This window comes from Paenibacillus sp. FSL H3-0469, from assembly GCF_038051945.1.
In the GTDB taxonomy this organism is placed as follows: Bacteria; Bacillota; Bacilli; order Paenibacillales; family Paenibacillaceae; genus Paenibacillus_AQ.
Map to the genome: position 1 here is coordinate 30,896 of NZ_CP150302.1, position 26,595 is coordinate 57,490.

The following is a 26,595-nucleotide window of genomic DNA, read 5'->3' on the forward strand; positions in this document are numbered from 1 at the left end:
GCTGCGGTAGAACATTAAATGCAGAAAAGAGTTGAAGTTCATGAGCGTAGCGGAATTAAATACGGTCGATATGGCCGAAGTGCTGACATACGCCTATGAATTAGGCGATATGATTAATCAATCCGCAGAAGTGTCGGATTACCTATACTGGAAGGGACAGGTGGATAACCATCCCGAAATCCAGGCCATGATCAAGCGGCTGCAAAGCAAGAAGGAGCTGTTTGACGAGACACAGCGGTTTGGTCATTTTCACCCGAACTATCACTCTGCCAAGGATGAGGTTGAGGCCGTAGAGCGGGAGCTGGAGCAGTTCGAAGCAGTGGTCCGGTTCAAGAATGCGGAGAAGACGCTGGATGATATTCTTCATTCCATGTCAGAGGCGATCGCATTCTCGGTCTCGGACAGCATTAAGGTTCCCAGTAACGACCCGTCCCCCAAAGGCGGATGCGGCAGCGGCGGCAAATGCTCCTGCGGATAAGCTGACCCGTGAGGAGATAGAGAAAGAGAGGCGGATGAGCTTATGTTTGCGGAACGGACAGGTTATATTGTATGGGTTAGCGACGTCAAGGCGGCGCGCAACCTGGAGAAGTACGGCACACTGCACTACGTTTCCCGTAAAATGCATTATGCGGTAATGTACGTCAATGCGGAGCGCGCCGAGGAAGTCATGAAGAATGTCCGCAGACTTTCTTATGTGCGCAAGATTGAGCGTTCGTACCGCAATGAACTGAAGACGGAATATACCAGCAACGGACCGGACAAGTCCAAGTACTACGGTCTGTAGTTCAGGGATAAAGGTTATTTAGACAGACGCCGCTGGCGTCTGTTTTTTTAAGGGGGACCCGCAATGAACAAAGAGGAACAGGTCTTAACAGCTTTCCGGGAATTATTCAATAAGATGAACTGGCTGAACAAGTCGAAGATGGAGAACAGTCTTAAGGGGAATAAACCCTCCGAGGTACACTGTATTGAATACATCGGAACACATGCAGACGCCAACGTGACCAAGCTTGCAGAGGCCTTGTACATGACCAGGGGGGCGATCAGCAAGATTACACGGAAGCTCCTGCACAAGGGGCTTATTGAGAGCTACCAGAAGCCGGACAATCAGAAGGAAATCTATTTCAGGCTTACTGTTCAAGGGATGGCTGTATATCAGATTCATGATGAATTGCACCGTGAGTTCCGGGAGCGGGACAGACCTGTGTTTGAGCAGGTGACCGACAGCCAGTATGCCGGTATGCTCAGCTTCATGGAGAAGTACAATAAGCATTTGGATGAAGAGATTAAGAAGCAGGAGCCGGACAATAGCACGGAAGAAGAATAATTTCCCCTCTATGCTCAGGCAGAATAGTTCATCACAGTTACCTTCACCCGGCAGGGTGTTTTTTTATGTTAAATATTTTGTTTCCTTGGAATCAAAAGTGTGTTAGGATGATATTGTTTCTTAGGAAACAAATCACAAGCTCTAAGGAGAGAAGATACATGTCTACATCCAAACCTGCTCACCATCAAGATCAATCTTCAGAATCAAAGGTAGATAAGCACGCGCTTATATTCGGTCTAATCTCTGTATTTTTATGCGGAATAGGCTTCAGTATCATCGCTCCTGTGGTTCCGTTTCTCGTCCAGCCTTACATTAGCGATCCCGAAAAACAAGCGGTGATGGTTACCCTGCTGACTTCAGCTTATGCGGCCTGCCTGTTCTGCGCGGCGCCTGTGCTGGGTGCGCTGAGTGATAAATACGGACGGCGTCCGCTGCTGCTCCTGTGCCTGTTGGGTTCTGCTGCCGGTTACTTCATATTTGGCCTTGGAGGGGCATTGTGGGTGCTGTTCGCCGGGCGGATCATTGAAGGGATCACAGGCGGGAGCATCGGTACGATCTTCGCTTATTTTGCAGACATCCTTCCGCCGGAGCAGCGGACCAAGTACTTCGGCTGGGTGAGTGCTGTGGTCGGAGCCGGGACGATTATCGGCCCGTCATTGGGCGGGCTGCTGGCCAAGTTCGGGTATTCGGTGCCCATGTATGCTGGCGCAGCCGTAACACTGCTGAATGTGGGTTATGGCTTTCTGTTCATGCCGGAGAGTCTGGAGAAAAGCAAGAGACTGAAGGTCATCCCCCTAGTCAGGCTGAATCCCTTCTCGCAGCTTGCGAACCTGCTGTCCATGAAGAACCTTAACAGGCTGTTTGTCTCCGCGTTCCTGCTGTGGATACCGAATGGATCATTCCAGGCTATTTTTTCACAGTTCACGTTGGATAATTTCAGCTGGAAGCCGGTTATCATTGGAGTGATGTTCTCCATCATGGGCTTGCAGGATATCCTGTCCCAAGGATTCATTATGCCGAAGCTCCTGAAAAGATACACTGACAGGCAAATCGCTCTCCTTGGAATGGGCTCCGAAATTGTTGGCTACATTCTGTTTGCGTTGTCGGCTTTGCTCGCCTTTTATCCTCTTTTTATCGCAGGGATGTTTATCTTCGGCTTCGGTGATTCGGTCTTCGGGCCTTCGTTCAACGGAATGCTGTCCAAATCTGCCGCTGCGGGCGAGCAGGGACGGGTTCAAGGGGGCAGCCAGTCGATTCAGGCACTTGCGAGAATGATCGGGCCTCTGGTTGGAGGACAGCTCTACGTGTCCCTTGGACCGGCTGCACCTGCGTTCATGGGGGTAATCCTCATTGGAGCGGCGATCCCTGTGCTCTATACGATCAACCGGGCAGAAGTACTGTCGAAATAAGTCGTTAATGTGAAAAAAATGCGCAGAAGGCCATGCCCCGTCCCGAAGTTTATCCCTGCTTAATAATTCCAATCTATGCTGAGGAGAGTGTTATTGAATTCACGAAGACAAGCAGACGGGGGATTAGATGAATAAGACAGGAACCCTGTCCCGCAAGCTTGCGGCATTGCCGCAATATCTGAGGTATATGAGCGGGAGAGTCAGGGATGAGGTTCAGGAGCTGGGCAGATTAGCTGTGCTGCTGGATATTATGGAGCATGAATTGCTGGATACGTATTTTCAGCCCATTCTGCATTTGCGGACCGGGGAGACGCTGGGACATGAGGCGCTGAACCGTCCGCCCGCTTCGCCGCAGTTTCCGAGCACGGAGCATTTTTATGATTTTGCCGGACGGACGGATCAGATGTTCCGCTTCGAGCAGTACTGCCGGAGAATGTCACTGTCCCGGTACATGGAGCGGCTGCCGGAGGCAGAGTCCGGGAAAGGTGAATTGTTGTTGTTCGTGAACGTGCAGCCTGGTGTGCTGTATGACCCCCGCCACAAGAGCGGAGAGACGCTGGCCTATCTGAAGGAGCTAGGGCTTGCGCCGGAGCGGATCGTCTTCGAGCTGACAGAGCGTCAGGCGGTGCAGGATTATGTCCGGTTTGAAAAGGTTCTGTCCCATTACCGCGAGCAGGGCTTCCGCATTGCTGTGGATGATGCCGGCTCCGGCTATAACAGTCTCAAGACGCTGGTCTATCTGAAGCCGGAATTCATCAAGCTGGACAAGTCCCTCATCCGGGGAATTCATACCAGCCGGGAGCAGCAGGAACTGCTGGGACTGGTCCGGGAATATGCCGACCGTTCCTCTACCCGGGTGATAGCCGAGGGGATTGAGACTGCGCCGGAGCTGCATTTTTTACAGATGGCGGGGGTGGAATATGGTCAGGGCTTTGCGCTCGGGAGACCGGCTCACCGGCCTGAGCGTGGAGCGCTTCCGTCTCCGGTGCTTCCGTATCCAGTCAAGGGAGGGTGTAAGCATGTTTCTTCAGATCGGTGAAATCGCTGAACAAATCCCGGACATTTCGATTCATCACAAATGCGGGTTTGTGGACCAGATTTTTAAAAGCAATCCCCAGCTCCAAGGCGTAGTCGTCACGGAAAACGGGCGGACTGCCGGATTGATTATGAGGATCAGCTTTTATCAGAAGATAGGCACACTATACGGATATACGCTCTATATGGGCAGACCTGTAGAGCTGGTGATGGACAAAAATCCGCTGGTGGTGGACTATAACACGCCTATTATCGAGGTAAGCAGGCAGGCGATGTCGAGGCAGGAAGAGAATCTGTACGACTATGTGATCGTGACTCACGAGAAGGCTCTGTTCGGTGCGGTTAGCGTACGGGATCTGCTGCTTAATTTCGCGGAGATACAGGCGGTGGCCGCCAGCTTCCTGAATCCGTTAACGGGACTGCCGGGGAATATCAGCATTACCGAGTGGATGGTGAAGACGCTGCTGCAGGATGAATTCAGTGTACTCTACATCGATCTTGACCATTTCAAGGCGTACAACGACACCTACGGTTTCAAGGAAGGCGACCGGATGATTCAGGCTACTGCGGAGCTGCTGAAGCATGAGGCGCTGCGGATGAACGGATTCCTGGGGCATATCGGCGGGGATGATTTTATTATTTTCATCAGCAATTATCACTACGAGGAATGCTGCAGAAATATTATCGCGGCGTTCGATACGACAGTTAAGGATTTCTATCATGCCGGGCATCTGGCCCAGAAATACGTGCTGACCGAGAGCCGTTCGGGACAACTGGAGGAGATCCCGCTGGTCTCGATCTCGATTGCCGTGGTTACGAACCGCAGCCGCCGGTTTGCTTCCATTGAAGAGCTGTCGGTAGAGGCGGCCCGCTTCAAAAAAAGCTGCAAAATGATCAGAGGCAGCAGCTACGTCGATGACAGTGATATCAGTATACATAGGACGGGCAGCTGACGTTTCTCACTGCAAGACTCCCGGGGAGAGCGGTATGCTTGAACAACGGTCGTAAGTGCGGTAAGATTGACAACAATAAGAGCATGCCAAGACCCTTTTTACGTGGAGTGTGATGACTATGCAGGGCAAGGGGATGGACTGGTGGGGCGAGCACGAACCCTTCCATATCATGCTGAATAACTACGGGATTGCCGACATCGTGCTGACCCGGCATGCCAGGAGCCGTTATGCGGAACGGGTAGCTGCTGAGGACAGCGGGAATGTGGAGGTGACCGCCTGGATCTGGCAAGCCTTGAAGCAGAACCGGCTGAGGCCTTACTCTAACAGTGATTATAATGCCTATCTGATAGATAATGATACGGTGATCGTGGTTAATTTCAGGCTGCTTGAGGGCGTCACGGCCCTCTCCGGAGAGCCGCTGTATGTCATGGTGATCGTGTCTTTTCTGGGCAAAATATCGTTGACTCCGCAGCTCAGGGATCTCAAGAGATACTATTCCTGGCTGCGTCATTCCCGGCGGATGAAGCTGTCCAAGAAACGCCGCAGGCGCAAGTAGGGTACTTGAAACGAGTGAGGCATGCGGCTTAGGGCTGCGTGCCTTTTTTGCTCTACACTCTACAACTGTAATTAGTGAAGGAGCCAGTAACGTATGAATTTTCATCAGCTTCATATTTTCTATACTGTGTCTGAACGGGGCAGCTTCTCGGCGGCGGCACAGACTCTGCATATGACCCAGCCTGCGGTGACGATGCAGATTCAGGCGCTGGAGGATTATTTCGGAACCAAGCTGTTCGACCGCTCCACCAAAAAAATCATACTCACCGAGGCCGGCCTGACGCTGATGCCGTTCGCGGTGCGCAGCATGCAGCTGATGCGCGAGACGGATCAGGCGATGTCAGCCTTCACCCACATGCTGGAGGGCCGCCTGATGCTCGGAGCCAGCCTGACCATCGGCGAATATGTGCTTCCCCGCATGCTGGGGCCCTTCGGCAAGGAATATCCGAATATCTCGATTATGATGAAGGTGATGAACACTTCTCAGATTATGGATGAGATCCATAAGCATCAGCTCAATTTCGGGCTGATTGAAGCGCCGGTCTCCCATCCGGACATGGTCATTGAACCGGTAATGGGCGATGAGCTGAAGCTGATCGTTCCAGGGGAGCATCCGCTGGCCGGCCAGGTGGAAGTGACGCTGGCGCAAGCGCTCGCCTACCCATTCGTGCTGCGTGAACGCGGTTCGGGCACACGGCGGGTGATGGAGGAGCAGCTTGAGGCTAACGGACTTGATCCAGCGGCGATGCAGATTGTGATGGAGCTGGGCAGTACGGGAGCGGTGAAGTCGGCGGTAGAGGCGGGGCTGGGGATTACGATCATCTCGACCTCCTCGGTCAAGCATGAAGTGGCGCTCGGCCTGCTGAAAATTGTTAATCTGACGGATGCCTCCTTCAAGCGGCAATTCTACGCCATTCATCTGAAATCGACCTTGCTGCCGATCTCGGCGGTAACCTTCCTGAGCTTCCTGCGCCAGCATGCCGGCGGACAGTAACGGATAGGAACAACTGCGTATTTGCATAGGAAAGCGCGTGAACTTTAATTGAATGAACGGAGGAATTCCATGACAGAACACAAAAGTCATAGCGGTCAATCTGAGGCAGAGATAGTTACAGCGGGTTTTGCTGATACAGCCGGCAGATGCGACCTGCACACTCATACCCAGGCCTCGGACGGCATGCAGCCGCCTGCTGAGAATGTACGGCTTGGCTATGAGGCGGGATTGGCAGCGCTAGCTATTACTGACCATGATACGGTCAGCGGTGTAGCGGAAGCGCTGGAAGCAGGTAAGCGGTATGGGATTACTGTAGTTCCCGGTGTTGAGATCAGCACACGGCAAGGCGGGAAGGAGATCCACGTCCTCGGTTACTATATCGACATAGAGCAGGAGCTGCTGCTGTCCCGCCTGGAGGAGCAGCGGGGAACCCGGCTAGGGCGGAATGAAGCGATTCTTGAGAAGCTGCGCGGACTGGGCATTGCGATCACTCTGGATCAGGTAGTGGCCGGGCTGGGCCGCGAGCTGAAGCCTGATGAGAGCATCGGCCGGCCGCACATCGCGGATGAGCTGGTGCGGCTGGGTGCAGCCGCGGATATGCGGAATGCCTTCGACAAGTATCTGGGCGAAGGGGCGGCGGCTTATGTCTTGCCTCCGCGCATTACACCAGTGACAGCCTGCGAGTGGATTCGTGAAGCAGGCGGTGCAGCGGTGCTGGCCCATCCGGGAATCTATGGGGATGACGCTCTGGTCCGGAGCATTGTGGAGCAATGTGATCTGGACGGCATCGAGGTGTATCATTCCGACCATGGCCCGGCAGAGCATGAGCGCTACCTTGCACTGGCTGCGGAATTCGGCCTGCGGGTAACCGGCGGCTCCGATTTCCATGGTGCACGGCAGGGCGTTGTTTTCCACGGGGATATCGGCAGTGTGAGTGTGCCTGCCGCTGTGCTGGAGCAGCTTAAGGCTGCTAGAGGCTGACCGCAACACGCAGAGCAAAGGGCATAGGATACAGGATACAAAAAACAGACACAAGGCACCAAACCATGGGACACCAAAAACCCAAAAACCCAAAAACCCAAAAACCCAAAAACCTCCCTCCCTTAGCGCAGGCGCTACAGGAGGGAGGTTTTTGGGTAGGAGCAATCCTTACTGTAAGTAGAGCGCATGTCAGTAAGAGGAAACCACCTGCTATTGTGTTCGGTTTTCCGCATACATTGGGCCCATGCGCTTTGAGCGAGCCTGATGTATGTTGTTTTCCGCACACATTGGGCCCATGCGCCTTCACTCGAACCCATTGTATGCTGTTTTGCGCATACAATATGCAGACTACCTTCGCGCGAGCCCGATTTGTTAGCACACTACTTGAGCCTTAACTCCGCAGCACATTCGGCAGCTGCTTGACCCGCTCTTCATCCGGCGTTACGAACAGTGTGCGCTGATGATCGTAGATGACGAAGCCCGGTTTGGCTCCGCTTGGCTTGCGAACGTAACGGATCAGGGTGCAGTCCACCGGCACGCTGCTGGATTGCTTGGCCTGGCTGAAGTAGGCGGCGAGCTGAGCGGCTTCCTCCAGGGTGGCATCGCCGAATTCCTCACTGCGGATGACCACGTGCGAGCCGGGAATATCCTTGGTATGCAGCCAGGTATCGTTCGGCGCGGCGAGCCGGTTGGTGACATATTCGTTCTGCAGATTATTTTTGCCGACATAGATGTCCACCCCTTCAGAGGAAGTGAAGACCTGCAGCGTGGGTCTGGCAGCTTTCTTTTTCTTCTTGCCTTTCTTGCTGCGGTCGCGCAGATAGCCTTGGCTGACCAGCTCCTCACGGATCTCCTCGATGTCATTCAGTGAGGCATGGGCCAACTGCTGGAGCAGCAGCTCCATGTAGGCGATCTCTTCGTGTGTCTTCTTAACCTGCTCACCGATCACCCGCAGGCTGTTTTTGTACTTGTTATATTTCTTGAAATACCGCTGTGCATTGTCCGTTGGGCTTAGCAGCGGGTCAAGCGGAACGGTAATCTCCGCCTGATTCTCATCATAGTAGTTTACTAGTTTTGCTTGCTTGTCGCCTTTGCTCACAGTGTGCAGGGAAGCGAACAGCAGCTCGCCCCAGATGCGGAACTGGTCTGCATCCTCGGCTTCGTTCAGATCCTTTTGCAGGTTGGCCAGCTTCTTGATGTTCTTGCTGCGCTCGTTGCTGAGGAAGCGGATCAGGTCGCTGACCCGCTGCTTAACGGTGTCCTTCTCCGCCTTGTCCCCGTAATAATCCTCCAGGCACAGGCTAATGGAGCTGTAATGCTTCACATTCCCGCTCATCAGCTTCAGCGGAATGGCTGAGAAGACCGGCTTGCCCTTGGCATTCCAGCCAGTGACCGGAGCGAATTCCTGCTTGCTTACAGGCTCCATGACAGAATGGAAGGCTTCCCAGAGCTGTTCGGGCTTATCCATCCCGCTGCTGTAACCTTCAGCTTCGCCGCTGATCTCTTTGTACCGGTATAGAATCTCCCCGGCGATCAGCGGACTCAGTCCGCTGAAGGCGTGGACCAGCCATCCGGCCGGATCGGCTGAAGGGGCCGGGCCGCCGGAGCCGTCAGCCTGCGGGGACTCAAGCGAGGCCAGCAAGGCTGCGATCTCGCCCTCGATCAACTCCTCCTCCGGCTCCTGCGGATGCTCGGCAGCGTAGCGGGCCGCTTCCTCTGCCGAGGCCAGCAGGGTCAGGAAATCGGGCTGGCTGATCTGCAGGGGATTCAGCTTATGCTGCTGCGGCGGCTGGGTATACGCCGCACCCGGCATAACGACCCGGTAACTGCTGATCGACGGGGTAACATGATGAATGCCGTCGATAATCGTCCCCGTGGCCAGCTCGGTCAGAATGATGTTGCTGTGGCGCCCCATCAGCTCGATGATGATTTTTTTGGCGGAGACATCCCCCAGCTCATCCCGGGTTCTGACGGTGATATGAATAATCCGCTCAAGCCCCACCTGGGTAATGCTCTCGATGGTGCCGCCTTCACAATGCTTGCGCATCAGCATGCAGAACATCGGTGCTTCCGCCGGGTTGATGCTGCTTCTCTCGGTCAGGTGCAGCCGGGGGTAGGTCGGGTTTGCCGACAGCAGCAGCTTGCCGCCGCCGCCCGCACCGCGCAGGGTGAAGATGAGGTCATGTGTGCTGGGTTGATATATTTTGCCGATGCGTGCACCGATGAAGGGCTGAAGCTCATGCACGATCGCTTGGGTAACAATGCCGTCTAATGCCATGATAAGGTTCTCCTGTCGCCTGATAATGAAGTACTCCCTCTATGATGCCACACTTTTACCGTTTCGCGCAAAAGGAGAAACCCAGATGCGGTGATATTTTGGGACGACCATGAATACACTTGGACATGAACAGGTGGAAAAGCTGTGCGCCGCCGGAAGTCAAGAAACGACCGGGAGGGGAAAGATTAGTTATGGAACAAAAAAGCTGGCACCGGCTCGGTGCAGAGGAGCTGCAGGAGATGTTCGGCGTTCAGCCGGGAACGGGGCTAAGCGCCGAGGACGCCGCCGCAAGACGTAAAGAGAGCGGGTACAATGAGCTGTCTGAGGGCAAAAAGGTTTCACCTTTTACGCTGCTGCTCAATCAGTTCAAGGATTTCATGGTACTGGTGCTGATGGGGGCGACACTGGTATCCGGCCTGCTCGGCGAATACTTAGACGCCGTTACGATTATCGCAATTATTCTGCTTAACGGGGTACTCGGATTCGTGCAGGAGTTCCGCGCCGAGCGTTCGTTAAGAGCACTGAAGCAGCTCTCCGCGCCTACGGCCAAAGTGATGCGCGGCGGGAAGCAGGAGGTGCTTCCCGCCAGAATGCTGGTTCCCGGAGATATAGTCCTGCTGGAGAGCGGGGACCGGATACCGGCAGATGTCCGCTGGCTCCAGTGCAGCAGCATCTATGCCGAAGAGTCGGCGCTGACAGGGGAGTCGCTGCCGGTCTCCAAGCATGCCTCGGCGATCTATGCTGAAGATATCCCGCTGGGCGATCAGAAGAATATCGGCTTCATGGGTACGATGGTGACCCGGGGAACCGGCCGGGCCGTGGTCATCCGCACAGGTATGGCGACGGAGATGGGCAAGATTGCTGATCTGATCCAGAATACGGAATCTCAGGAGACCCCGCTGCAGCACCGCCTGGAACAGCTCGGCAAGATTCTGATCTACGTCTCACTGGGACTGACCATTGTTGTGGTCCTGGCAGGAATTATGCATGGTCAGCCTGCTACGGCGATGTTCCTGGCCGGGGTGAGTCTGGCGGTGGCAGCTATTCCCGAAGGACTTCCGGCCATTGTGACGATTGCGCTCGCGCTGGGTGTCCAGCGGATGATCAAGCGCAAGGCGATTGTCCGCAAGCTGCCTTCGGTAGAGACGCTGGGCTGCGCCTCCGTGATCTGCTCGGATAAGACAGGAACGCTGACGCAGAACAAAATGACCGTCACCCAGCTCTGGAACGCCGGACGGACCCTTGAGGTATCTGGGGAAGGCTATGCTCCGGTTGGCAGTGTGCTCCAGAAGGGCCGGCCCGTTGATCTGAAGAATGACCAGAGTCTCCGGCGCATGCTTCAGGTGGGTGCATTATGCAGCAACGCAGAGATTTATGAGAGCTTCCCCGACACGCGCAGTAAAAAGAAAGGCAAAGGCGCAGAGGCCGATAAAGGGGCTAACGCCCAGCCGGTCTGGGAACTGAAGGGCGATCCTACGGAAGGTGCGCTGGTTGCTTTGTCTGCCAAAATGGGACTAACTGCCCAGGCACTTGCCGTAACCTATACCCGGGAGACAGAGTTTCCGTTCGATTCCGAACGAAAGCTGATGTCAGTGGTTGTGAATCACCCCGGCGGCCGGATGATCTGCACCAAAGGCGCACCTGACGTGCTGCTGAATTGCTGCACGTATATGCTCTGGGAGGGCGGAGTCGTGCCGTGTACTCCGACCTTGCGCCAGAAGGTGCTGGATGCCAATGAACAGATGGCTTCGGGCGCGCTGCGTGTGCTCGGGATGGCGTACCGCGATCTGCGGAGCGGAGAAACGGCCGGCAGCGAGAAGGAAGCGGAGAGCCAGCTTGTCTTCGTGGGTCTGGCCGGGATGATCGATCCGCCGCGCAAGGAAGTGCGCGATGCAATCAGCGTGACCCGCCGGGCAGGCATCAAGACAGTCATGATAACCGGCGACCATGGGACAACGGCAGAGGCTATTGCCCATCAGCTCGGCATTCTGCAGCGCGGCGGCACGGTCCTGACGGGCAGCCAGCTTAGCCGGATGGACGATGATGCACTGGATAAGGTCTCCGATAATGTCTTCGTCTACGCCCGTGTATCTCCGGAGCATAAGCTGCGGATCGTCAAGTCGCTGCAGCGCCATGGCCATGTCGTAGCGATGACTGGCGATGGAGTAAACGATGCGCCTGCAATTAAGGCCGCTGATATCGGGATCTCGATGGGAATCACCGGTACGGATGTGACGAAGGAGGCTTCGGCCCTGGTCCTCGGGGACGATAACTTTTCGACCATCGTGGCCGCCATTGAAGAGGGGCGGAATATCTACGAGAATATCCGCAAGTTCATCCGGTACCTGCTGGCCTCGAATGTCGGCGAGATTCTGACCATGTTCTTCGCCATGATGCTCGGGTTGCCGCTGCCGCTGGTGCCAATCCAGATTCTGTGGGTCAATCTGGTTACAGACGGTTTGCCTGCAATGGCACTGGGCGTAGACCAGCCGGAGAAGGATCTGATGGAGCACAAGCCGCGCGGTGCGAAAGAAAACATCTTTGCCCGGCGGCTGGGCTGGAAGATTGTCAGCCGCGGGCTGCTGATCGGTCTCTGCACGCTGGCCGCCTTCTGGCTCACGCTGCGGATTGATCCAGGCAGTGCGCAGCAGCTGATCCGCGCGCAGTCGGTTGCTTTTGCCACCCTTGTGATGGCCCAGCTCATTCATGTGTTCGACTGCCGCAGCTCACGCTCGGTCTTCTACCGGAATCCGTTCCAGAACAGATATCTGGTCCTGGCGGTCCTGTCCTCTGTCCTCTTAATGCTAGCTGTAATGTACCTCCCTGTGCTCCAGCCGGTGTTCAAGACTGTTCCGCTGAGCTTCCGTGAATGGTGCCTGGTGCTGGTGATGTCCGGAATCCCGACCTTCCTGATGGGAGCGGGCAGCGTCTGGGGCGGCAAGAAGAACCGCAGCCGCAGCGGCGGACGCCAGATGATAAAAAGTACAAAGTTTTCAGCATAAAATCAATAGCCTCACTCCACTCCTATAAGGTATGCTGGTTTCACTGAGAAGCTTGGTTTATGATGAATCAGGAATGTGAAAGTAGCTGAGATTACTTATAGGAGTGGACCTGACAATGGAATTTACTAAAATGCACGGTTTGGGCAATGATTTTATTATCGTATTCGGTGAGGATGAGCTGCCTGGCAATGCCCCGGAGCTGGCAGTTAAGCTGTGCAACCGGTTCTTCGGCATCGGCGCAGACGGACTGGTCTACATTCTCCCTTCGCAGCGCGGCGATTACATGATGCGTATCATGAACTCTGACGGCTCCGAGGCTGAACAATGCGGCAATGCGATCCGCTGTGTATCCAAATATGTATATGAGCATGGTCTGGTGGAATCGGAGCAGATTGTCATTGAGACGATTGGCGCCGGAGAACAGAAGGTCTCCCTGAAGGTGAAGGACGGGATCGTGGAGAGCGTAACGGTGGATATGGGCGAGCCGGTCCTGTCCGGACTGCAGATTCCTGTTGCGATTGACGCGGAGCCTGTACTGGACCAGCCGATTGAAGCGGACGGCGCAGCGTTCAGATTCACCGCAGTCTCTATGGGGAATCCGCATGCGGTCATTTATGTGGACGATGCAGTATCGTTCGATCTCGCTACCTGGGGACCGAAGCTGGAGGTGCACCCGCTCTTCCCGCGTAAAGTGAATGTGGAATTCGCCACTGTCGTAAACCGCAGCCACGTGGATATGCGCGTCTGGGAACGCGGAGCCGGTCCTACCCTGGCCTGTGGAACAGGAGCCTGCGCTACCCTGGTCTCCTCCGTGCTGAACGGAGTGACGGACCGCTCGGCGGTCATCAGTCTCAAGGGCGGCGACTTGTTCATCGAATGGAACGAGCAAGACAATCATGTCTATATGACCGGCCCTGCCCAGGTGGTATACACCGGCTCAGTGGATATCTGATATCTGATTTCCATATCACTATTTGCAAACCTCTGCATACCGGATGCAGGGGTTTTTTATGTAATTCAGAGCCAGTATGAAGCTGGAGTGCGAAAGGAAAGCCGAATAATGGCAGGCATATCCGCGAATAATACAACTCTGCATAGAATCAGGGAGGAGGAGCGGAGATGAAGTCAGGGTCCAACCGAAAGGCACAGAAGGCGGGTACAGAGACTGCACCCGGACCGGGACGGCCGCAAGGAGATGTTCCCTTAGGCCTCACAGATACGGTCGCCCAAAGTCTGCTCCACATTCAGACGGAGCTTGGCGACAGCCCGGATCTCCTGATCCGCAGAATCCAGATCGGGGGAGCACGCCGCCTGGAAGCAGCCGCTGTTCATCTGAGCGGGCTGGCGGACTCAGCGTCCGTGAATGAATTCGTGCTGGGCTCGCTGCTGAATCATACAGAGGAGCTGTTCCCCGGCAGCACGGCTGGCGGCGCTGACGGCCCACGGGAGCAAGCTTCGCTCCCGCAGCAGATTCTTAGCCGGGCTATGGAGATAGGTGACGCGGAGCTCCAGGAGGATTGGAAGGAGATCATGCTTGCAATTCTCTCCGGGGACACAGCAATTCTGCTGGAGGGCTGCCGGGCAGCGATTCTGTGCGGGACCAGGGGCGGGGAGCAGCGGGCGGTCAGTGAGCCTTCCTCCCAGCTCGTGGTCCGGGGGCCGAAGGACGGGTTCGTCGAGTCGGTAGCCACGAACATCTCGCTGATCCGCCGCAGAATCAAATCTGCCAAGCTGCGTCTGGAAGTCATGAAGATCGGTTCCGAGACCCATACTCATGTGGCGCTGATGTACATGGAAGGGATTGCAGGGGAGGATCTGATCCGCGAAGCCAGAGACCGGCTGAACAAGATTGTCATCAATGAGATTCTGGAATCCGGATATATTGAGGAATTAATTCAGGACAAGACCTTCACACCGTTTCCGACGATCTACAATACGGAACGGCCGGATGTGGCTGCAGGCAATCTGCTCGAAGGCCGGGTGGTTATTATTGTGGACGGCACACCCTTTGTGCTGATTCTTCCGGCGGTGTTTACGCAGTTTTTTCAGTCTGCCGAGGATTATTCCCAGCGGTTCGACATTGCCATATTAATGCGGCTGGTCCGTTATTTGAGCTTCCTCGTTCTGATTCTTGGCCCTTCGGTGTACCTGGCGCTGACTACCTATCATTATGAGATGATTCCGACCACACTGCTGATTAATCTGCTCTCCCAGCGGGAGAATGTGCCTTTTCCGGCCTTTGTAGAGCTGCTCTTGATGGAGACAGCCTTTGAAATCCTGCGTGAAGCCGGGGTGCGGATGCCGCGCGCCATCGGGCAGACGGTTTCTGTGGTCGGTGCGCTTATCCTGGGAACGGCGGTAGTAGAGGCGGGTATAATTACACCCATCATGGTCATCGTAGTGGCGTTGACCGGGATTGCCAGCTTTGCCCTTCCGGCGTATAACATGGCCATTGCCGGGAGAATTATCCGGTTTGCTTTTCTGATCATGGCCAGTATATTCGGCTTCTATGGGATTACACTGGGTCTGATCCTGCTTGTGGCACATATGAGCAGCCTGAGATCCTTCGGTGTTCCCTATCTCTTCCCCTTCGTGCCGCTCTCCATTAAAGGGCATAAGGACACGCTGCTAAGAATGCCGCTCTGGCTGAGCGGGCCGGATAAGCCGCCGGCGCAGATGCGCGCAGAAATGCCGGACTACATGCTGCTGACGACCGGTCATGAGGAGCAGCTCCCCCCGTTGACCCGCAAGAACAGCAGGGCAAAGGAGGAACGCCGTGAGGAATAGAATTGTCTGCCTGGTGCTGCTGCTTGTCCTTCCAATGCTGCTGCTTACCGGCTGCTGGGACAGTGTTGAACTCAACCGGCGGGCGATTGTCTCGGGGGTGGCGATCGACAGGGGCGATTCTGAGGCTGAGCGGTACAAGCTGTCCTTTCAAGTGATTGTAGCGGAGGAAATCTCCGGGGAGAAGAGCAGAGGCATATCGCCGGTTGCGCTGTACACTGGAACAGGCCGCACGATGTTCGAGGCACTGGCAGACGCTTCCCGCCAAACAGCACGCTTCCTCTCTCTGGGCCATGTGCGGGTGCTGGTGATCTCGGAGGCGTTCGCCCGCGAAGGCATTAAGGATGTCCTGGATGTGCTGGAGAGGGAGAGTGATACCCGGCTGAACAGCCTGATCTTCATCTCTAAGGGACAGCCTGCGCGTGAGATCATGTCCACAATGACCGTGTTCAGCAAAATTCCGGCTAATGATCTGGTGGAGAAGCTGGAGACGACCTCCAAGCAGTTCGGTTATAACTTCCGCATGGCTGTGGATGATGTGATCCGGGGGATTCAGATCAGAGGAGGCGGTCCGGTGATCAACGGGGTATACACCAAAGGAGAGTGGACTCCGTCATCGGGCAGCAATGACAGCCTGAAGAATATCGAGCCCCGGTCGATCCTGAGAGTCTCCTCGCTTGCGGCGTTCAAGGATGACAAGCTGAAGGGCTGGCTTAAGGGTGACGCTGCTCTGGGCACCGTTCTTTTGCATAATCGGATCAAAGAGTTTCCAATTCTGCTTAAGCAGCAGGATGGCGGTTATCTCTCCTTCAATATCTACCAGTCCCAGGTGTCGCTTGCGGTCGAGTCGTCTGACCCGGAGCATCCGGTCTTTACGGTCAAGATCACCCAGCAGGCAGCGCTCAAGGAAGCTCCGAATCCGCTTGATCTTACCTCTCCTAAAGCGCTGGAAGAGCTATCAGACCGGCTTATAAAAGAAAGCGTGAAGCATATCCAAGCAGCTGTCAGCACCGCCAAAGAAATGGGCAGCGATTATCTCGGATTCGGACAGGCATTGCAGCGGAAGAACCCGCGCGGCTGGAAGAAGGTCAGGGACCACTGGGAGGACGTATTCGCAGACTGTGAGATCCGGTTCGATGCGGATGTGGTTATCCGGCATACCGATATGCGCAGCAACTCTTTTCAGATTCATTAAGTATGCCGGTAAAGTAACCGGGTGAGGAGGTCCACGGAATGGGTAAGGTCAAAATTGGACTCGGCGAATTCTTCAGCCTGACGGTGCTGTTCGAGCTGGGCACGGCGCTGGTGGTGAATCTGGGGATGGGGGCGGGCCGGGATGCCTGGCTCTCGATCCTGCTCGGCTGCGCGGCGGGGCTGATCATGTTCACGGGATACGCTTATCTGTACCGCAAGTACCCGGACCAGCCTTTTACAGCCTATACACGGCAAATTCTCGGAAAATATATCGGGGCACCGGTAGGCCTGCTCTATATTATTCTCTACATAAACCTGGCCGCCCGGGATCTGCGCGACGGCAGCACTATGCTCGCAATGGCGACCATGCACAACACTCCGCTGTTCATCTTAAGTGCCACGATGCTGTTATCGGGAGCTTATGTGCTGCACAAGGGGGTGGAGGTACTGAGCAGAACTTCCGTGGTATTTACGTTTGTCGTTCTGGGGATCGGCCTGTTCGGTACAGTGATGCTGATGCTCTCCGGTACGATCAATCTGAACAGACTGCTGCCTGTACTGGAGAATGGCTTCCGGCCCGTGCTAAGCTCGGTGATTCATCAGAATTATATGTTTCCGTTCGGGGAAATGGTGTGCTTCACTATGCTGATGCCGTATCTGTCCAGTGTCAAAAAAGGACCGTGGATCATTGCCGCCGCCATGGTGTTCTCCGCGCTGCTGCTCAGCTTTACGATGGCGCTGAATATTTCTGTTCTGGGTGCCGACATTGTTGAACGCTCGCCGCTCCCGCTGATGCCGACGATCAGCAAGATCTCCGTTTCGGATATCATCCAGCGGGTGGATATTTTTGTGGTCATGGTGCTGATCATCGGGGTGTTTTTCAAAATGGCCGTCTTCTTCGCTGCCGCACTGATCGGAATCTCGGACCTGTTCAAGCTTCCGTACCGGAGAATGCTCTATCCCTGCGGACTGATCATTCTCTTCACCTCCATGCTGGATGCACGCAGCTTCATTGAACATCTCGATGAGGGCGGGACCCTGCTGTACAGGGTATATCCTTATTTAATGATAGTCATTCCGGTGCTGCTGGTCATCGTGACGGCGGTTCGTGATCATTTCTCCGCTCCCCGGCCGGGCTGACGGCCGCTCACCCAATAGATGGCATCCGGCACGATTAGCAGCAGCACCAGCACAGCTGCAGTCAGCTTCTCCGAGGTAGTATAGAGCAGATAATTCAGAATATAGCGGATATTCTCCGCTCCGTAGCCTAACATCAAGTCCAGCAGGTACAGGTACAGCAGCGAGAGCGCCGACAGCAGGAGAATTACGGTATATTTGCGCAGCAGCAGTTTTCTGGTTTTTTTCTTCATTTATGCAGTCTCCTTCCGTCAAGATTAAGCGTAGTATGAATCAATTGACGGACCGGCATACAAGAATAATGGACGGCCGCCTCTTTTGCCTGCTAAAGCTTATCATCCATCCCGATTTATGTTACATTAGTATGAAACTAATGTCAGTCAAGGGGAGGTTCTTGCGGTGAAGCCGGATTTGCGCTCTGCATGGGAGAAGAACGTATTAGTCGGAGACGGAGCGATGGGAACTTTTTTGTATCAAAAGGGTTTCCCTGTCGGCATCTCCTACGAGGAATTGAATCTGACCTCACCGGAGGTCATTGAGGATGTGCACCGCAGCTATATCAATGCAGGTGCTGTACTGCTGGAGAGTAATACCTACTCCGCGAACTACGACAAGCTGTCGAAGTTCGGATTGGAAGCCAAGGTGGCGGATATCAACCGTGCGGGTGTCCGCATTGCCCGCCGGGCTGCCGGCGAGAACGGTTATGTGGTCGGAGCCATCGGCTCGATCCGCGCCGGCAAACGGGCGAATCTGTCCTCCTCCGAGCTGAAGAGATTCTTCTCGCAGCAGATTGCTGCGCTTCTGGAGGAAGCGCCGGACGGAATCATGCTGGAGACCTTCTATGATGTCGAGGAGCTTCATCTGGCGCTAAAGGCTGTGCGCAAGCTTAGTACGCTGCCTGTAATCTGCCAGCTGGCTGTGGACGATTCGGCGCGGACGCTGGACGGTTTAACCCTGCCGGAAGCTTTCCATATTCTGCAGCAGGACGGAGCGGACGTAATCGGCTTCAACTGCAACACCGGACCGAACGGAATCAAGCGTGCGCTGGGTACGCTGCAGGGCAAGCTGGCGCTGCCGGTGTCGATCTATCCGAATGCGGGCGTAGCCGATTATGTAGACGGCCAATACCGCTACGGGGCATCACCGGAGTATTTCGGCCAGATGGCACCGGTGTTCGCGGATATGGGCAGCCGGATTATCGGGGGCTGCTGCGGCACCACTCCTAAGCATATCGCTGAAATCTCCGCTGCCTTGAAGGGCTATGTGGTGGAGCCGCTGCCTGAGCCCGCTGCCTTCAGCGCGCCTGAGAGGATTGCGGTGCAGGAGCATTTGGCGGATGACGAGGGGCAGGGAGGCGGCGAACCGACGCTTGTCGATCTGGTCAAGGAACGCCACACCGTTATCGTAGAGCTTGACCCTCCGCGCGATCTGGACATCGCGAAGTTCATGAAGGGGGCAGAAGCGCTGCGCCGGGCCGGAGCTGATGCCCTGACGCTGGCCGATAATTCGCTTGCTGTAACCCGGATGAGCAATATGGCGCTGGGGCATCTGGTGCAGGCCCGCACAGGCCTGAGGCCGCTGGTGCATATTGCCTGCCGCGACCGCAACTTGATTGGCACCCAGTCGCATCTGATGGGCTTCGACGCGCTGGGGATTGACCATGTGCTGGCCGTGACCGGAGATCCTGCCCGGTTCGGGGATCTGCCCGGCTCAAGCTCGATCTATGACCTGACTTCCTTTGAAATTATACGTATGATTAAGCAGCTCAATGACGGCGTGGCCTTCTCCGGCAAGCCGCTCAAGCAGAACGCGAAGTTCGTCATCGGCGCAGCGTTCAATCCCAATGTCAAGCATCTGGACAAAGCGGTCGAGCGCCTGGAGAAGAAGATTGCCTCGGGTGCGGATTATATTATGACCCAGCCTGTGTATGATCCTGAATTGATTGCCCGGATGGCCAAGGCTACCGAGCACCTGGATATTCCGATCTTCATCGGCATTATGCCGTTGGCCAGCGGACGCAATGCCGAGTACCTGCATAATGAGGTTCCGGGCATTCAGCTCTCTGCCGAGGTCCGCAGCCGGATGGCCGGACTCGAAGGCGAAGCGGGCCGGGCCGAAGGGGTACTGATCGCTAAGGAGCTGCTGGATGCGGCGGTTGCACATTTTAACGGAATCTATCTGATTACGCCGTTTATGTTCTATGATATGAGCGTGCAGCTGCTGGAGTATATTTGGGAGAAGCAAGGACGTAAGTTATCCCCCTTGTTTCGCTAGTAATAATCAATTACAATAGTGTAATGGATGTGATTCCGTTGTCATATAGTATGACCGGATACGGTCAGTCAGCCCTGCAATCCGGCGGACACAAGATAACGTTCGAGGTCAAATCGGTGAATAACCGGTACTGCGAAGTTGTGCTGCGGTTGCCCAGGGAATGGACGGGGTATGAGGATAGGCTGCGCAGAATGGTTCAGGCTCATATCAGACGGGGACGGGTAGATGTTATTATTAATAGAGAACTCACCGACGGGGCGGCTGACACGCCTGTGCTGGACCGCCGCAGGGTGAGCGCCTATCTTGATGCAGCGGAGGTACTGGTCCGGGAGTATGGCTTCAAGGGAGAGTTGTCCCTGCGGGATATCCTTGCTATGCCCGGTGTGATGGAACCGAAGGAAGAGACGGCTGCGGATGACGCCTCCGGAGAACTTGCAGATCTTCTGGAGCAGGGTCTCCAGCTTAGTCTGGAGGCCCTGCTGGAGATGCGCGGACGGGAAGGCTCCTATTTGGCGGCCGATCTGACGCGCAGACTTGACCGCCTGGAAGAGCTGCATGCCGGAATCAGCAGATATGCGCCTCTGGTTGTGGAGGAGCAGCGCGAGAAGCTGCGGCAACGGCTTAACCTGCTGAATGACGGGAGCTTCCCCTGGGATGAGCATAAATTCGGCATGGAGATGGCTATTTTCGCCGACCGCTGCAATATAGATGAGGAGCTGACCCGGCTTCACAGCCATTTCGGCCAGTGCCGGGCCTTGCTGCTGGGCAGCGAGCCTGCCGGACGCAAGCTTGATTTTCTGATCCAGGAGATGAACAGGGAAACTAACACAATAGGGTCGAAGTGCACTCATCTGGCGGTTGTGAATCTGACGCTTGATATGAAGGCGGAGCTTGAGAAGATTCGCGAACAGGCGGCGAACCTCGAATGACAGGAACCAGTGAGCAAGCTATGATGTTACTTATGGGGGGAACAACCGGAACATGGCAATCAAATTAATCAACATCGGCTTTGGGAATATCGTGTCAGCGAACCGCATTATTTCCATTGTCAGCCCAGAATCGGCACCGATTAAGAGAATTATCCAGGAGGCCAGAGACAGGCATATGCTGATCGATGCCACCTACGGAAGGCGGACGCGGGCTGTTATTATTACCGACAGCGACCATGTGATTCTCTCGGCTGTACAGCCTGAGACGGTAGCTCACCGCCTATCCAGCAAAGACGACGATAACGATGAATAACAACAAATGGAGTGTACTATGTCAAAAGGATTGCTGATTATACTATCCGGCCCTTCCGGTGTCGGCAAAGGTACGGTATGCACAGCGCTGCGGCCGAAGATGCCTGAACTCGTCTATTCTGTTTCTGCCACCACACGCTTACCGCGTGCGGGTGAAGAGAACGGAGTCAATTATTTTTTCAAATCCAGAGAGCAGTTCGACGAAATGATTGAAGGCGACAAGCTGCTGGAATATGCGGAGTACGTAGGCAATTATTACGGTACTCCGCGTGACTTTGTAGAGAGAACCCTGGAGAGCGGAAGAGATATTATTCTGGAGATCGAGGTTCAGGGAGCGCTCAAGGTCAAGGAAAAATTCCCCGAAGGCATCTTTGTGTTCCTTCTTCCCCCGTCAATGGACGAGCTGAAGGACCGCATCCGCGGCCGGGGCACAGAGCATCCTGATGTGATCAGCCACCGCATGTCTGTGGCCGAGGATGAGATCGGTCTGATCCGGCATTATGACTATGCCGTGGTGAACGATGAGATTGATTTGGCTTGCAAGCGAATAGAAAGCATTATTATCGCCGAACATTGTAAGGTTAGATGATCGGTTCAGCAGATGGGTCCATTGCTCCACAGTAAAAGATGAAGAGGTGCCTTACATGCTATATCCATCCATTGATGAAATGATGACTAAGGTTGACAGTAAATACTCCCTGGTTGTAGCTTCAGCCCGCCGGGCCAGAGCACTCCGTGAAGGCGGCAAGACCGATATCGTTGCGCCAAAATCGCATAAATATGTTGGTGTTGCCCTTGAAGAAATCTATGAAGACCGCATTATAGTCACACGCGGTGAAGAATAGGACCAGTTCCGTAGCCTAAGCCTGAAGAGGCTTGGGTCCATTAACTATCCGCACTTGTTACGCTTGAAATGGTGCCGCCATGCTAAGGGCGGCAGGACCATTTCTGCCGGGCAGGCTGCTCATAACCATAATAGCCCGTACCGGGCTGTTCCTGACAACCGGAAGGTTGTTATTTTTTTCTCTATCTTTAGGGAAAGGTTGAGGCTGTATATAGATTCTGTAGCGGGGGGAGAGCACAAATGAAGAGCCTACAAGGGAAGTCAATTATACTCGGAATTACCGGCGGAATTGCTGCGTATAAAGCGGCGGCGCTGACCAGCAAGCTTACCCAGAAGGGTGCCGAGGTGCATGTCATTATGACGTCATCGGCCAAGCAGTTCATTACGGAGCTGACGCTCCAGTCGTTGTCGAAGCAGCGGGTATACAGTGATACGTTCCAGGAGCGTGATCCGTCCTCTATTTCGCATATTGATCTGGCAGATGCTGCCGACCTGGTCCTGATTGCTCCGGCTACGGCTAATATTATCGCCAAGATGGCCCACGGGCTGGCAGACGATATGCTGTCCACCACGCTTCTTGCTACAACAGCGCCTATTATGGTAGCTCCGGCGATGAATGTCCATATGTATCAGCATCCGGCGGTCCTCAGCAATATGGATACCCTCTATAACAGAGGCGTTCAATTTATTGAACCCGGGGAAGGGCTGCTGGCCTGCGGGTATGTGGGCAAGGGACGGCTGGAGGAGCCGGAGGAGATCGTGAAGGTGGTTGAGAACTTTTTTGTGCTGCAGAAGGAGAAGACCTCCGGACCGCTTGCCGGCAAAAAAGTGGTGATTACCGCAGGAGGCACGGTAGAACGTATAGATCCCGTCCGTTATATCTCCAATGATTCCTCTGGTAAAATGGGCTTCGCCCTTGCGCGCGCCGCGCGCGCCATGGGTGCTGCGGTGACGCTGATTGCCGCACGTACCGATGAAGTGCCGCCCCGTGATGCCGGTATTGATCTGGTCCGTGTCCAGTCAGCACAAGAGATGCACGATGCGGTCATGGACCGCTGGAAGGATTGCGATATTCTTGTAAAAGCAGCGGCGGTTGCCGATTACCGTCCACGCGAGAGCAGCGACTCGAAGATTAAGAAGAGCGGCAGCACCATGACGCTGGAGCTGGTGAAGACAACTGATATTCTGGAGAGCTTGGGCAGAATCAAGGAGAAGCAGTTCCTGATCGGCTTTGCCGCCGAGACCGGAAATGCCGAAGCCTATGCCAAGGATAAGCTGGTCCGCAAGAACCTTGATCTGATCGTAGCCAATGATGTGGCCGCAGAAGGCGCGGGCTTCGGCACGGATACCAACATCGTCAAGGTGTATGATGCCGAAGGTCTGGTGCTTGATCTTCCGCTGGCCTCCAAGGATGAGGTGGCGCGCCGGATTCTGCGGCTGGCGGCTGAGCGTGTTGCCGGAGCCTTACTATAATGGATATTGCCAAGGTCATTGTCGATGTTCCTGTACGCAGCACCGACCGGCCGTTTGACTATATTATCCCGGATGCACTGAAGCTGTGGATTGAGGTGGGCAGCCGTGTGGCTGTTCCGTTCGGTCCCCGCACGGTCCAGGGGTTCGTAGTTTCCCTGGAATCGGGCGAGACCGGCAGTGTCTCCCGGATGAAGCCGATTGTAGAAGTACTGGATTTGCTTCCTCCGCTGTCGCCGGAGCTGGTTGAGCTGGCCGACTGGATGAGCCAAAGATACGCCTGCAGACGGATCTCCGCACTGCAGGCGATGCTTCCGACTGCCTTGAAGGGCAAAGCCGAGCGGCTGATCTCGCTTGGGAGTACAGAGGAGGCGGCCAGCGCCCCCGCAGATGAGCTCTTTCCGCTCTTCCTGGAGGCGGATAACGAAGAACAGCAGATCATTGACTTCGTTAGGCGACACAGTGAGGTATCCATGAAGCTGCTGACCCGCACCTTCCCTGAGGCTGCAGAGACGATTAAGTTCATGGTGCGGCGTGGTGTACTGGCAGAGAGCCAGTCGATTAAGGATAAGATGGGCAAAAAGAAGATCAAGGCCGTTGATTTGGCTATTGGATTGTCAGCAGCGCGGGAGTCGCTCGCCAGCTTCCCGGCGCGTTCGGCGCGCCAGAAGGAGGTGCTCTCCTACCTGATTGAAATGGAAGCCCTGCTGCCGATGCCGCTCAAGGATATTCTGGCGATCCTTCAGGTTACTGCGGGCACGGTCAAAGCACTTGCAGATAAGGGTTATATTGAAATCAGTGAAATTGAAGTCTACCGTGACCCCTACCAGGGACGGGACTTCAAGCCAAGTACCCCGCTTCCGCTGACAGCGGAGCAGGAGATTGTATACAAGCGGATTGTGCGCACTGTAGAGCAGCAGACGCATGAAGTCTTCCTGCTGCACGGGGTGACCGGCAGCGGAAAGACGGAGATCTATCTCCAGACGATCCAGCGCTGCATCGAGCAGGGACGGCAGGCAGTGGTGCTGGTGCCTGAGATTGCGCTGACTCCGCAGATGGTGGAACGGTTCAAGGGCCGGTTCGGCAGCGGGGTAGCGGTGATGCACAGCCGGCTGTCTGTCGGCGAACGTTATGACGAGTGGCGCAAGATCCGCGAAGGCAAGGCGATGGTTGCGGTCGGAGCACGCTCAGCCGTGTTCGCTCCGTTTGCCAATCTGGGCCTTATTATTATGGATGAAGAGCATGAAGGCTCTTATAAGCAGGAGGAGAATCCGAAATATCATGCCCGTGATGTGGCTGTCCGCAGGGCAGAGCAGGGCGGGGCCGTGGTTATTCTGGGCTCTGCAACACCTTCACTGGAGAGCTATCATGCTGCCAGATCGCAGAGCGATATCCACTTCTCGCCGATTCTGCTGGAGATGCCGAGCCGTGCACTCGGCAACGAGCTGCCGCAGGTGGCAGTGGTCGATATGCGTGAAGAGCTGAAGGAAGGCAACCGCTCCATGTTCAGCCGCAGCCTGCATGCCGCTCTGGTCAGCAGATTGGAGCGCGGTGAACAGACGGTGTTGCTGCTCAACCGAAGAGGCTTCTCGACCTTCGTCATGTGCCGGAGCTGCGGCTATGTTGCCGGCTGTCCGGAATGCGATATCTCGCTCACCTATCACAGCCGAAGCGACAATCTGCGCTGCCACTACTGCGGGCATGCGCAGCCCGCGCCCAAGCTGTGCCCGGAGTGCGGCAGTGAGCATATCCGCTTCTTCGGGACAGGCACTCAACGGGTAGAGGAAGAGCTGGGCAAGCTGTTCCCCGGCATCCGGGTTATCCGAATGGATGTGGACACGACAACGGAGAAAGGCTCGCATGAGAAGCTGCTCAACCAGTTCAGGGACAAGAAGGCCGATGTGCTGCTGGGTACACAGATGGTCGCCAAAGGACTCGACTTCCCCGATGTAACTCTGGTTGGGGTCATTACTGCGGATTCTGCACTCAATCTGCCTGATTTCCGGGCGGCTGAGAAGACCTTTCAGCTCTTGACGCAGGTTGCCGGCCGTGCGGGGCGGCATCAGCTCCCCGGCGAGGTGGTGGTGCAGTCGTATACACCGGAGCATTATTCGATTATCCATGCCAGCGGGCATGATTACCGTTCATTCGTCCGGGACGAGCTGAAGCACCGCAAAGAGCTGCATTACCCTCCTTATTGCCGTCTGATTCTGGTCACCCTCTCGCATGAGCAGCTTCCGCTGCTGCTGAAGCTTGCGGAGAATTATGCGCTCAGCATTCAGGGCAAAGCCAGACAGCTGCGCTGGTACGGCAGTCTGGACAAGCTCTCCTCGGATGCGCTGGATCTGCTGGGGCCGGTGGCCTCGCCGCTGCCCCGGCTGAAGGGGCGTTACCGGTTCCAGTGCATTATCAAATGGCGCGGTGCGATTGATGCCATTGCGCTGGCCCGCCAGGTGGCGGAGGAGCTGGAGGATTCCGTCCGCGATAAGGGTCTGCAGATCAGCATTGATGTTGATCCGCAGATGTTGATGTAATTCTCCGGCGTGTTACAATAGTAAGGCGGTTTTGCCCTAAGGAATCGATAAGTACTAAATGATATGTATAGAACAAGGATGGTGTTAGTGTAAATGGCAATCAGGCTGATTGTGAAAGAACCGGATGAAGTATTGCACAAGAAAGCGAAGACGGTAACCACCGTCACCCCCAATGTACAAAAATTGCTCGATGATATGGCCGATACGATGTATGACGCGGAAGGCGTAGGTCTCGCAGCCCCGCAGGTAGGCATTCTGAAACGGCTGATTGTAATAGATGCCGATGAAGAGCATGGATTGATCAAGCTGATCAATCCCGAGATCGTCAGCATGGAAGGGGAGCAGTTCGGACCCGAAGGCTGCCTGAGTATTCCCGGCTTGAACGGGGATGTCCGCCGTGCGGAGACAGTGACCGTACGCGGCCTGAACCGCGAGGGCGAGGAAGTGACCATTACCGGAAGCGGCCTGCTGGCACGGGCTTTTCAGCATGAGATTGACCACCTGAATGGCGTGCTGTTCACGGATATTGCTGAGAAGGTCTATGAATACACGGCAGAACGCAGTGAAACTGAGGAGTGAATGA

Annotated in this window: 24 protein-coding genes; 22 read left to right on the forward strand and 2 right to left on the reverse strand. The window is 55.3% G+C overall.

The window, feature by feature from the left end; genetic code table 11:
- Positions 1–40 precede the first annotated feature (40 nt).
- The 9 genes from NSS83_RS00130 to NSS83_RS00170 all read left to right on the forward strand — a co-directional run bounded on the left by NSS83_RS00130 (position 41) and on the right by NSS83_RS00170 (position 7,254).
- On the forward strand, positions 41–478 hold the full coding sequence (locus NSS83_RS00130) for a YlbF family regulator (protein ID WP_341186282.1): 438 nt from the start codon (positions 41–43) through the stop codon (positions 476–478).
- Positions 479–520: 42 nt separating this feature from the next.
- Positions 521–784, forward strand: coding sequence for a YlbG family protein (locus tag NSS83_RS00135; protein ID WP_036694997.1), 264 nt, complete (start codon positions 521–523; stop codon positions 782–784).
- A gap of 63 nt (positions 785–847) precedes the next feature.
- Entirely contained in the window at positions 848–1,327 is a 480-nt protein-coding gene (locus tag NSS83_RS00140) for a MarR family transcriptional regulator (RefSeq protein ID WP_341186281.1), read from the forward strand.
- Between the two features lie 23 nt (positions 1,328–1,350).
- Entirely contained in the window at positions 1,351–2,736 is a 1,386-nt protein-coding gene (locus tag NSS83_RS00145) for an MFS transporter (RefSeq protein WP_341348800.1), read from the forward strand.
- 127 nt (positions 2,737–2,863) lie between these two features.
- Positions 2,864–3,775: an EAL domain-containing protein gene (locus NSS83_RS00150; RefSeq protein ID WP_341347462.1), complete on the forward strand. Its 912-nt coding sequence runs from the start codon at positions 2,864–2,866 to the stop codon at positions 3,773–3,775.
- Positions 3,756–4,724, forward strand: a complete 969-nt coding sequence (locus NSS83_RS00155; RefSeq protein WP_341347463.1) for a GGDEF domain-containing protein — start codon at positions 3,756–3,758, stop codon at positions 4,722–4,724. The genes NSS83_RS00150 and NSS83_RS00155 overlap by 20 nt, the downstream gene beginning before the upstream one ends.
- Before the next feature lie 118 nt (positions 4,725–4,842).
- Entirely contained in the window at positions 4,843–5,280 is a 438-nt protein-coding gene (locus NSS83_RS00160) for a hypothetical protein (protein ID WP_341347464.1), read from the forward strand.
- 93 nt (positions 5,281–5,373) lie between these two features.
- Positions 5,374–6,273, forward strand: coding sequence for a selenium metabolism-associated LysR family transcriptional regulator (locus tag NSS83_RS00165; RefSeq protein WP_341186278.1), 900 nt, complete (start codon positions 5,374–5,376; stop codon positions 6,271–6,273).
- Positions 6,274–6,342: 69 nt separating this feature from the next.
- Complete coding sequence (locus NSS83_RS00170) at positions 6,343–7,254, forward strand: PHP domain-containing protein (protein WP_341347465.1); 912 nt, start codon at positions 6,343–6,345, stop codon at positions 7,252–7,254.
- Positions 7,255–7,645: 391 nt separating this feature from the next.
- Here the strand turns inward: NSS83_RS00170 and NSS83_RS00175 are convergent, their stop codons facing one another.
- Entirely contained in the window at positions 7,646–9,532 is a 1,887-nt protein-coding gene (locus NSS83_RS00175) for an NFACT RNA binding domain-containing protein (RefSeq protein WP_341186276.1), read from the reverse strand.
- A 191-nt stretch (positions 9,533–9,723) separates the two neighbouring features.
- Between NSS83_RS00175 and NSS83_RS00180 the strand changes: the two genes are divergently transcribed.
- The 5 genes from NSS83_RS00180 to NSS83_RS00200 all read left to right on the forward strand — a co-directional run bounded on the left by NSS83_RS00180 (position 9,724) and on the right by NSS83_RS00200 (position 17,652).
- Positions 9,724–12,534 (forward strand): calcium-translocating P-type ATPase, SERCA-type, encoded by a 2,811-nt coding sequence (locus NSS83_RS00180; protein WP_341186275.1) that lies wholly within the window; start codon positions 9,724–9,726, stop codon positions 12,532–12,534.
- A 115-nt stretch (positions 12,535–12,649) separates the two neighbouring features.
- The gene (dapF, locus tag NSS83_RS00185) at positions 12,650–13,486 is read left to right on the forward strand and encodes a diaminopimelate epimerase (protein ID WP_341186274.1); all 837 of its coding nucleotides are present in this window, start codon (positions 12,650–12,652) and stop codon (positions 13,484–13,486) included.
- 167 nt (positions 13,487–13,653) lie between these two features.
- On the forward strand, positions 13,654–15,321 hold the full coding sequence (locus NSS83_RS00190) for a spore germination protein (RefSeq protein WP_341186273.1): 1,668 nt from the start codon (positions 13,654–13,656) through the stop codon (positions 15,319–15,321).
- Positions 15,311–16,513, forward strand: a complete 1,203-nt coding sequence (locus NSS83_RS00195; protein ID WP_341186272.1) for a Ger(x)C family spore germination protein — start codon at positions 15,311–15,313, stop codon at positions 16,511–16,513. Before NSS83_RS00190 ends, NSS83_RS00195 begins: the two co-directional genes overlap by 11 nt.
- A gap of 38 nt (positions 16,514–16,551) precedes the next feature.
- Positions 16,552–17,652, forward strand: coding sequence for a GerAB/ArcD/ProY family transporter (locus NSS83_RS00200; protein WP_341347466.1), 1,101 nt, complete (start codon positions 16,552–16,554; stop codon positions 17,650–17,652).
- On the opposite strand, the gene NSS83_RS00205 is transcribed toward NSS83_RS00200, so the two are convergent.
- Complete coding sequence (locus NSS83_RS00205) at positions 17,625–17,882, reverse strand: hypothetical protein (protein WP_341021188.1); 258 nt, start codon at positions 17,880–17,882, stop codon at positions 17,625–17,627. The two genes, NSS83_RS00200 and NSS83_RS00205, sit on opposite strands and share 28 nt — an antisense overlap.
- A 166-nt stretch (positions 17,883–18,048) precedes the next feature.
- Between NSS83_RS00205 and NSS83_RS00210 the strand changes: the two genes are divergently transcribed.
- The 8 genes from NSS83_RS00210 to def all read left to right on the forward strand — a co-directional run bounded on the left by NSS83_RS00210 (position 18,049) and on the right by def (position 26,591).
- Positions 18,049–19,923 (forward strand): bifunctional homocysteine S-methyltransferase/methylenetetrahydrofolate reductase, encoded by a 1,875-nt coding sequence (locus NSS83_RS00210; RefSeq protein ID WP_341347467.1) that lies wholly within the window; start codon positions 18,049–18,051, stop codon positions 19,921–19,923.
- A gap of 38 nt (positions 19,924–19,961) precedes the next feature.
- Positions 19,962–20,852, forward strand: a complete 891-nt coding sequence (locus NSS83_RS00215) for a YicC/YloC family endoribonuclease (protein ID WP_341186268.1) — start codon at positions 19,962–19,964, stop codon at positions 20,850–20,852.
- Between the two features lie 52 nt (positions 20,853–20,904).
- On the forward strand, positions 20,905–21,165 hold the full coding sequence (locus tag NSS83_RS00220; RefSeq protein ID WP_006209218.1) for a DUF370 domain-containing protein: 261 nt from the start codon (positions 20,905–20,907) through the stop codon (positions 21,163–21,165).
- Between the two features lie 18 nt (positions 21,166–21,183).
- Entirely contained in the window at positions 21,184–21,753 is a 570-nt protein-coding gene (gene gmk, locus NSS83_RS00225) for a guanylate kinase (RefSeq protein WP_341186267.1), read from the forward strand.
- A gap of 55 nt (positions 21,754–21,808) precedes the next feature.
- Positions 21,809–22,009 (forward strand): DNA-directed RNA polymerase subunit omega, encoded by a 201-nt coding sequence (rpoZ, locus tag NSS83_RS00230; protein WP_341186266.1) that lies wholly within the window; start codon positions 21,809–21,811, stop codon positions 22,007–22,009.
- Between the two features lie 239 nt (positions 22,010–22,248).
- Positions 22,249–23,481, forward strand: a complete 1,233-nt coding sequence (gene coaBC, locus NSS83_RS00235) for a bifunctional phosphopantothenoylcysteine decarboxylase/phosphopantothenate--cysteine ligase CoaBC (RefSeq protein WP_341186265.1) — start codon at positions 22,249–22,251, stop codon at positions 23,479–23,481.
- Positions 23,481–26,012, forward strand: coding sequence for a primosomal protein N' (gene priA, locus NSS83_RS00240; protein WP_341186264.1), 2,532 nt, complete (start codon positions 23,481–23,483; stop codon positions 26,010–26,012). Before coaBC ends, priA begins: the two co-directional genes overlap by 1 nt.
- 93 nt (positions 26,013–26,105) lie before the next feature.
- Positions 26,106–26,591: a peptide deformylase gene (def, locus tag NSS83_RS00245; RefSeq protein WP_341186263.1), complete on the forward strand. Its 486-nt coding sequence runs from the start codon at positions 26,106–26,108 to the stop codon at positions 26,589–26,591.
- The last annotated feature ends 4 nt before the right edge of the window (positions 26,592–26,595 follow it).